Source organism: Levilactobacillus cerevisiae, from assembly GCF_003946245.1.
Lineage (GTDB): Bacteria > Bacillota > Bacilli > Lactobacillales > Lactobacillaceae > Levilactobacillus > Levilactobacillus cerevisiae.
Map to the genome: position 1 here is coordinate 1 of NZ_RHNN01000049.1, position 9,225 is coordinate 9,225.

Below are 9,225 nucleotides of genomic sequence, written 5' to 3' on the forward strand. Positions count from 1 at the left end.
CATTCTTTGATTATACAAAAATATCCGTTGCCAGTAATCAAATTCATTTGATTACCAACAACAGATATTTTAGAACCAAAAAGAGCTCGAAACCATTACCGGTTTCGAACTCTTCTTTGCGTTAGTCACAAGTGTCAACACTTAACTTCTGATCGAGTTAGGCTTGAACGTATTGGTCTAAAATCTTTTTTAATTGGTCTTTGGAATGGTAACCCACGATGGAATCAACCACTTGGCCATCCTTCTTAACGAGTAAGGTAGGAATACTCATGATACCAAAGGATTGTGGCGTGTTCGGGTTCGCGTCAACGTCCATCTTGTTGAACGTCACGTCACTCATTTCTTCAGATAATTGTTCAACGACTGGTGATTGCATCCGACAAGGACCACACCAAGTTGCCCAAAAGTCCGTCAAGGTAACGCCAGTGGCGGTATCTTGTTCAAAGGTCTTATCAGTTGTTTCTGCTACTGCTGCCATTAAAAATCCCTCCCAATCAAAATCAATCACGACTTCATATTCTCAAGTGTACCAGAACATTTCGAAATCACAACTAAATTGCTTACAATTTATTAGTATTGCGGTGCTACTAACTTGATGACGACTACAACAAGCAAGTCCGGTTTAACAAAAGATTCAACGCCGAATTACCTGCAACAGTCGCAAGGCTTAATCAACGTCAGGCGGAAGCCTGGTGAAAATGGGCCAAGCCGTGGGAATTCTCTTAGTAGCGCTTTTGCTACTTAGAGAATTGGTACCTTTGAGACGCGCTAGCGGCTCAAAGTAAGTCTAGAGACCGAACTTTGGCTCTAGACGTCCGCCCACAGCGATCCGGTCCCATTTTCACCAGGCTGGAGGCGTAGGTAAAACCCTATTTAAACCGAACGACGGTTGAACCGTCGCCACCGGCGTTGGCTGGTGAGAACCCAAAGCTCTTAATCCGGTTATTCCGTTTCAGATAATCGGTCACCCCTTGACGCAGGGCACCGGTTCCCTTCCCGTGAATAATCGTCACGGATGGGTACCCAGCCAATAAGGCAGAGTCAATGTAACGGTCAACCTCAGCCATGGCCTCTTCGTAACGGTGTCCGCGCAAATCCAGAGTTGGCGACATGCCACTGGAACCACTGCGTTTCACACTAGCCCGCGGCTGCTTAGCGGACTTGGCTGGATCCTTCGCCTTTTCCAGGTCGTTGTTGGCAATCTTCATCTTCAGGATGCCGAGTTGCACTTCCCAATGATTGTCATCAAGTTGCTGCATCAGCACACCAATCTGCCCATAGGATTTCACCAGGACACTGTCGCCCTTATGAAAGTCCAACTTGGCTTTTTCGCGCCGTAAGACCTTGTTCTTTTTGAGCTTGGTATCCTGTTGCAGAGCGTTCAACGCACCCTGGGCCGCAATCAATTCGTCTTCCTTAACGACACTCTGACCAGCAGCCAACTGTTTCTTGCGCAAATCAGAAATAATCTGGTTGGCGCGTTTACGAGACTCGTCGACCAAACGATTGGCATCGCGTTTGGCATCCGTCATCAACTGATCTTTCTGTTGTTGATAACGATCGAACTGTTTCTGCAACTGATCATGTAACTCGTCAGCCTCGGCCAACTGCGTCTGCAAGCTCTCAGCGTCATGGTCCACCCGCCGCTTTTGTTCGGTCAGGTCAGAAATCATAGCGTTCAAGTCTTGACTATCTTGATCCGTCAGGCCCCGCGCCGCATCAACCACTTGCGATGGCATCCCCAAGCGCGCCGCAATGTCTAAGGCGTTACTACGGCCAGGAATCCCAATCAACAAGTGATACGTTGGCTGCAGCGTTTCACCGTTGAATTCCATGCTGGCGTTAATGGTTTCCGGACGATTATACCCGTACGCCTTCAATTCCGGATAGTGGGTCGACGCCATCACGTAACTGCCCAGCGTCCCAATTTCATCCAAAATGGCAATGGCGAGCGCGGCCCCTTCTTGCGGGTCGGTCCCGGCACCCAGTTCATCGACGACAATCAGGCTGTGTTCGTTGGCCTGTTTCAAAATTGCCACGATATTTTCCATGTGACCGGAGAAGGTACTCAGGCTCTGCTCGATGGATTGTTCATCCCCGATGTCAGCGAAAATATCATCGAAAATCCCAATCACACTGTTTTCGTTAGCCGGAATAAACAGGCCGGATTGTCCCATCAATTGTACCAGTGCCAAGGTCTTCAACGTGATGGTCTTCCCACCAGTGTTGGGACCCGTCACAATAATGGCCTTGTAATCCTTGCCAATCGTGATATCGTTAGCAATCACTTTTCGTTGGTCAATCAACGGATGACGGGCTTGACGCAAGCTTACCTGATTGTCCACGGACAACTTCGGCTCAGTGGCCTTCAAATGATGGGCGTACTTAGCCTTCGCGTTGATAAAGTCAAAGTGACCCAAAATTTCTGAGTTCCGTAAGATTTCATCCTGATATGGGTCCAACAACGCGGTCAGTTCCGCTAAAATTCGTTGTTCTTCATGTCGTTCATCAATTTGATTCTGCCGCAGTCGGTTGTTCAACCCGACCACTGCTTGTGGTTCAATGAACAACGTTTGGCCGCTGGCACTCTGATCATGGACAATCCCACCAAAGTGCTGCTTGTATTCAGCGCGCACTGGAATCACGTACCGATCATCCCGAATGGTGACGATGGTTTCACTCAGATATTTTGCATCCTTACCCCGGGTGTACTGGTCCATCGACCGCCGAATTTCGGCCTCCGTTTGGGTAATGTGCTGGCGAATCTGTTTCAAAGCCGGTGAGGCCTCGTCCGTAATGTGGCCGTCGCCTTCCAGGGAAACGCGTAACCGCCGCGTGACATCGGGGAGGGTTACTAATTCCTTCACCACCCGGTCCAACCGCCGGAGACTAACTTCCTTTTCAGCGAGGTCGTGGAAAAATTTTACCACGGAGCCCGTCGTCCAGAGCACGCGACTAATCTGCGCCAGCTCCAAACCATTTAACGCGGCTTCCATTTCAAGCCGATGTAAATGGGGCCGAATATCGTCTAACTTGGGCAACGGAATGCCGCTTTCGAGCCGGTAAATGTCGGCGCCATCGCGGGTTTCATCTAACCAAATTTGTAATTTCTTCGCATCGTTGGTCGGTACCAGTTCACTCAACTCGTGTTGACCAGCCGCCGACACCAAGTAAGTCCGTAAGGCTTGCTTGATACGATCGTATTCCATAATTCTTAATGTTTTTTGATTCATCGGATTCTCCTCACTCCCGAATCAAGTTAATTCGATTCATGCTCCGTCAGCCACCAGTTGAACACCTGCTTTGACAGCACGGGTGTTTGTTTCACAATCCACTGGGCGACCGGGGAGGCTTGATAACTGTTTTGAAAGCCCTGAATTGGTAACAGGATCAGTAAATTTAACGTTAAAAAAATGACCACGTAACGAATCACCAGGTTGATCAAGCCACCCGCTAACGAGTTCACTTGGTGAATCACTGGTAACCAGGTCACCTTGTTGATGCCATGGGCCAAGCGGTGAACGATAAAGTACCCCACCGTTAGAATGGCCGAAAACGCCAGCCCATTTAAAAAGAAGCTGCTACTTTCAGCGGCCGTCACGGCACTGGACGAACTGTTGAGGGAAAGGTTCCCCACAAACTGACCAATGCCACTTGCTAACGGCTTGGCCGCCAGCCGGGCCACGATCCACACGATGAAGTAACCAATCGTGCTGATAATCTGCAAGACCAGCCCCCGCCGGTAGCCCCGGCGAAAACCAAAAATGAGAACTGCGAGAATAATTAAGCTTAATACCAAACTATTCCTCCGTTTCTGTCGAATCCTTTGTGGAATCAGTCTGATCGTTAGCCGCTGCCATCTTTAATTGATCAGAGACAGCGTTGAACGCCATCAAGATTGCCGCGTCTTCTTTGCTAATATTAGGTGACAGCTCTTTAAGCTGGGTAAACTGCTCGTTCAGCACCGCCGTCACCGCCCGCATATGTTCATCCGTCGCTTGCCCAACAATCGTGTAACTCTTGCCAGCAATCACGGCTTTAAAGCGGTGTGTTTCTTCAGTCATTTTAAAATTCCCCCTGTTTTGCGCAACATCTTATTTTACCATTAAACGGTGGCCACACATACAGTTTGGCACTTAAATTACCGCTAAGATGTTGCTTGGCGACATTGGCTAAACCTGCCGGCTTACCGTTCGCAAAATTTAGGCCGGAACGCTGTGGGTAGGACGCTGACAGTCTGAGAAACGGTCTGCCAGCTCGCTTTGAACCGCCAGGCCTGCGTTTCAAAGTCGCCATTTTCCAAGCAACCCACTTGAAAAATCCCACGGCTGAGCCTAAATTTTGTTCACTCACGCCTACATTGCCTAGGTCAACGACTAATGATTAAACGTCAGCGTAGAGGTGAATTGTGTCGCTACTTTTGGTAAAACCCAGTCTTATCCGAAATCTCTGGCAGCCACATGTTGTCATTCTCCACCAATCTAGTCGCACTAATCCGGATTAGCCACAACATGCCACAACTATCCACCGCCCCACTTCATTTCTCAGCGTACAAAAAAGGACGGAAATATTCCGCCCCTCGTTGAAACTGACTAGTCTTTTTTACCAGCGTTGGGATCAATCGTCCCGTCGGCCAGGAAAGTGTTCAGTACGGATTCAACCATGTCCCATTCTTCGTCGGACTCAATCAATTGCAAGTCGCCGCCGGATGGGTTAGCTGGATCATCGTCTGCAGGTAAAGCATAGGCTTGGATATCAACTTCCTCGTCGTCACTCTTGCCTGAAGGGTAAATCAAAATGTATGACTTACCAAAGTCGTCAGATTCAAAGGTAAACAGGACATCGTACAGTTCTTCGTTACCATTTTCGTCAACTAATGTAATTTGTTCTTGGTCTTCGTTCATGGGAAACCTCACTTTTCTTGAGTTAACTTGCCGTGACGGTCCAAATAATTTTGGAGAATCAGTCCGGCAGCTAATTTATCAATAACTTTTTTGCGTTTGCGGCGCGATGTGTCCGCTTGTTCCACTAACATACGCTCCGCCTCAACGGTTGTCAACCGCTCGTCTTCAAAATCGACGGGTAGCTTAAACCGCTCAGTTAACATCTCGCCGTACCGCTTAGATGCCGCGGCCCGGGGACCTAACGAATTATTCATGTTCTTGGGTAACCCGACCACAAAGCCTTGGACTTCGTGGGTGGCAACCAGTTCAGCGACCCGATCCAACCCGAAGATTTCTTCCTCTTCTTTGATTGGAATGATCTCAATTCCTTGTGCCGTCCACCCGAGCGCATCACTAATGGCGATACCCACGGTACGGGAACCTACGTCTAAACCCATTAACTTCATGAAGGCTTCACCGGTCCATTCTGATTCAGGTAAAAGCGAACCAGTTCCTCAATAATCTCGTCGCGTTCGTGCTTGCGAATCAAATTCCGTGCATCATTGATGCGTGGAATATACGCAGGATCGCCAGATAGTAGGTACCCGACAATCTGATTAATTGGATTATAACCCTTTTCCTCTAGTGCTTGATAAACCGTTACCAGCGTATCATGAACGTCCTTTGGTTGGTTAGCCCCAAAGTCAAAATACATCGTTTTGTCTAATGAACTCACTATAAAACACCCCCGCACTTCCTCGCTTAGACTTAATTTTACTCGATTACCGGTCAAACTACAACGCACTTCGCCAATGTAATCTATTCGTAATACTGTTGGCACCAAGGGAGCCACTCAAATCGAGCCGCTCCCTTTTGCTAAGCATTTTAGTCGTATCATTTATCCTTGCAAGTGTCTGCTAAACTACGAACAGTGTAACAGACCAGCGTCAACATTCAAGTCAAACGGCTTGGCTTAGTCTTGTTCTGCCAACCAGTCTGCGGCTGCGGTCATCGCATCTGGCAGTCCAGCAGGATTCTTCCCACCAGCTTGGGCCAAATTAGGACGACCCCCGCCACCACCGTTGATCTTCGGTGAAATGGCCTTGATCAAATCGCCGGCCTTGACTTGCTTTTGCTTGTCAGCACTAACGGCCACAATCAAGTTTGCCTTGCCATTGACTTCGGCACCCAGCACCAATACGTCAGAGAGTGCTTGTTCACGCCAAGTATCGGCTAACGCCCGTAACTGGTCCATCTTGGAGACTTGGACAGTCCCACTGATCAACTTGTAGTTTCCGGCAGTCGCAACGTTATCGAAGACAGCACCAGCCTGTTGACCAGCTAATTTGCCTTCTAAGGCCGCTTGCTTCTGTTCTAAGCTCTTCACTTGCGCTTGGAGGGCAGAGACCTTCTGTGCAACTTCACTCACTTGAGTGACCTTTAAATCAGTCGCTACGGCGTGCAAAATGTCGTCATGGTCATGCAGGTAGGCGTAAGCTGCACCGGAAGTCACAGCCTCAATCCGCCGAACACCGGCACCAACCCCAGATTCTGAGGTGATCTTGAACAGGCCAATTTCGTTGGTATTCTTCACGTGGTTCCCACCACAGAATTCAGTGACGAAATCACCAGCACTAACTACCCGAACGACCTTGCCATACTTTTCGCTAAAGAGGGCAATCGCGCCCATCTTCTTGGCGGATTCAATATCGGTTTCCACCGTCGTCACGGGCATTTCAGCAAAGATCTTTTCGTTCACGATGGCTTCAGCCTTGGCTAAATCAGCTGGATCGACCTGACCAAAGTGGGTGAAGTCAAAACGCAGGTAGTCGCCTTCAACCAGTGAACCGGCCTGCTGCGTATGTTCGCCAAAGACTTCACGCAACGCCTTGTCTAACAGGTGCGTCGCGGTATGGTTCTTTTCGACCTTGCTGTGGAAGACCGTGTCAACCTTCAGCTGGTAGGTTGCGCCCTTCTTCAGCGGTGCAACCACCGTCAACGTATGCAGGTTCTGACCGTTAGGGGCGTGTTGGACGTCAGCGACGTGGGCAACCACGTGACCAGCTTCATCCAAAATGTCTCCCTTGTCAGCAACCTGGCCACCCATTTCAGCGTAGAACGGGGTGGTATCAAACATGGCTTCAACCGTGCCGTTGTCGGCTTCATCGGCTAACTGGTCATCAACGACCAGTTCCGTCAGTTTGCTAGTTGTTTCCAATTGGGTGTAACCCACGTATTGGCTAGGCGTCTTGACGTTGATTAAGAGGTCGTGTTGCAGGCCCATGGCCGTTTGCTTGCCCCGCGCGTTGCGGGCACGATCCTTTTGCTTCTGCATTTCTGCCTTGAAGCCGTCAACATCGACCGTAATGTTCTGGTCGTCGGCGTATTCTTCCGTTAATTCAACAGGGAAGCCGTACGTATCGTAGAGTTTGAAGGCATCGGGACCGGCAATCTGACTCCCGCCCTGTTTCTTCAGGTCAGCAATCAGACTGTTCAGTAAGGTCAGCCCACCGTCTAGCGTTTCGCCAAAACGGTCTTCTTCGGAACGGACAACCTTGGCAATGTAATCGGCTTGTTCCAAGACGTCTGGGTAGTAGGACTGCATGATGGTTCCCACAACGGGTACCAATTGATCCAAGAAGGCCCCTTCAATCCCCAGCTTTTGACCGTTAACCACGGCCCGCCGAATCAGTCGCCGAATCACGTAGCCCCGGCCTTCGTTACCAGGCAAAGCACCGTCACCAATCGCAAACGTAATCGCCCGCGCGTGGTCGGCAATCACCTTGAAGGACACGTCGTCTTCCTTGTTGGCACCATATTTCTTGCCCGCGCTGAGTTCAGCGGTCTTTTCAATGATTGGCAGGAATAAGTCGGTTTCAAAGTTCGTCCGAGCGTTTTGGAAAATGGAGACGACCCGTTCCAGGCCCATCCCCGTATCAATGTTCTTCCGGGGTAATGGCTTGTAACTGCCATCGGGTTCATGGTTGAACTGGGAGAACACGATGTTCCAGACTTCCAGGTAACGTTCGTTTTCACCACCAGGATAGTTCTCAGGATCGTCATCGGCCAGGTTGTTAAAGGCTTCACCACGATCGTAGAAAATTTCAGAATCGGGACCTGAGGGACCTTCACCAATATCCCAGAAGTTGTCTTCGACCGCGATGATGTGGTCGGGCGCAACACCAGCAGCTTCCCAATCAGTCTTCGCATCGGTATCCTTGGGGTAAACCGTCATGTACAGCTTCTCCGGATCCCAACCAAACCAGTCTGGGGATGTGAGGAGTTCCCACGCCCAGTTGATGGCTTCTTTCTTAAAGTAATCACCCACGGAGAAGTTCCCGAGCATTTCAAATAACGTGTGGTGACGAGCAGTCTTCCCAACGTTTTCAATATCGTTGGTCCGAATACTCTTCTGTGAACTGGTCAACCGTGGATTCTCGGGCACAACTTGGCCGGAGAAGTATTTCTTCATCGTGGCAACCCCGGAGTTGATCCACAGCAATGAGGGATCATCCTTGGGAACTAGGGATGCACTAGGTTCAATCGTGTGGCCCTTCGACTTAAAAAAGTCGAGGTACATTTGCCGAATTTGACTACTTGTAAGCTCTTTCATCTCTTAAATACCTCCAAAAAATGTCAAAAACACCGTTGCCCGTAGAGACGCCGAAGCGCGGTACCACTCTACTTGCAACGATGTTTTAATCGTTAACCTCTTAAACTCATAACGCTGAGTCGCGATGTTACTGAGGGAGCGCCACTGATTGCATGAGTCGTTTTTCACAGCTACCAAAACGTTTCTGAAAGTCACGGCATCAGGGTATATCCTCGATAGTTTATTTAAATGTCCACTTGAAATTATAGGTGTGGCGCGCTGCCTTGTCAACTAAACGTTTTGCGTTCGTTTGGGGATTGGGATTTTAGGGTTGGTGGATGGGATGGGATTAGCTAATGGAATTGAACTTCGTACGGGATTTGCTTCGTAATACTTTAAATCACACCGTGGCGCTCAGGAGATTAAGGACATCCCAGACCGTTTTTGGTCTTTGTTGGCTCTACTGAGTTAGTTCGTTAATCTTTCTCTCGCCTTGATATTCTGGTCCTGGCGGCCTCCGAAACGTGTTCTACAGGGCAACTGGTTCCGCTTAACACCGTAACGGCAACGACCCAGGACCCGGGTCATCACCGTTACGCCGTTAATGCTCGCCAGCTGACCGCCCTGCGCCACACTCTTGCTACATGAGCCAGACTCCTCCGCTTAGAAAAAACCTTACCGGAATTCAAAATTCTTTTGAGTATCCCAGGGTTTGCCGAGAAGACAGTAGTTCGCTTGATTGGCGAACTT

Annotated in this window: 8 protein-coding genes; all 8 read right to left on the reverse strand. The window is 49.4% G+C overall.

Annotated features, from left to right (window positions below; genetic code table 11):
- Positions 1-157: 157 nt before the first annotated feature.
- Positions 158-478: a thioredoxin gene (gene trxA / locus EKM99_RS15035; RefSeq protein WP_125584152.1), complete on the reverse strand. Its 321-nt coding sequence runs from the start codon at positions 476-478 to the stop codon at positions 158-160.
- Positions 479-869: 391 nt separating this feature from the next.
- Positions 870-3,233: an endonuclease MutS2 gene (locus EKM99_RS15040; RefSeq protein ID WP_125584153.1), complete on the reverse strand. Its 2,364-nt coding sequence runs from the start codon at positions 3,231-3,233 to the stop codon at positions 870-872.
- A 26-nt stretch (positions 3,234-3,259) separates the two neighbouring features.
- A complete protein-coding gene (locus tag EKM99_RS15045; protein WP_125584154.1) occupies positions 3,260-3,799 on the reverse strand; it encodes a CvpA family protein in 540 nt (179 codons plus the stop codon).
- 1 nt (position 3,800) lies between these two features.
- Positions 3,801-4,064 (reverse strand): cell division protein ZapA, encoded by a 264-nt coding sequence (locus tag EKM99_RS15050; protein ID WP_125584155.1) that lies wholly within the window; start codon positions 4,062-4,064, stop codon positions 3,801-3,803.
- Positions 4,065-4,592: 528 nt separating this feature from the next.
- On the reverse strand, positions 4,593-4,904 hold the full coding sequence (locus EKM99_RS15055) for a DUF1292 domain-containing protein (RefSeq protein WP_125584156.1): 312 nt from the start codon (positions 4,902-4,904) through the stop codon (positions 4,593-4,595).
- A gap of 8 nt (positions 4,905-4,912) precedes the next feature.
- Positions 4,913-5,350: a Holliday junction resolvase RuvX gene (ruvX, locus tag EKM99_RS15060; RefSeq protein WP_125584157.1), complete on the reverse strand. Its 438-nt coding sequence runs from the start codon at positions 5,348-5,350 to the stop codon at positions 4,913-4,915.
- On the reverse strand, positions 5,347-5,619 hold the full coding sequence (locus tag EKM99_RS15065; RefSeq protein WP_024746979.1) for an IreB family regulatory phosphoprotein: 273 nt from the start codon (positions 5,617-5,619) through the stop codon (positions 5,347-5,349). The genes ruvX and EKM99_RS15065 overlap by 4 nt, the downstream gene beginning before the upstream one ends.
- Positions 5,620-5,856: 237 nt before the next feature.
- The gene (alaS, locus tag EKM99_RS15070; RefSeq protein WP_125584158.1) at positions 5,857-8,496 is read right to left on the reverse strand and encodes an alanine--tRNA ligase; all 2,640 of its coding nucleotides are present in this window, start codon (positions 8,494-8,496) and stop codon (positions 5,857-5,859) included.
- Positions 8,497-9,225 lie beyond the last annotated feature (729 nt).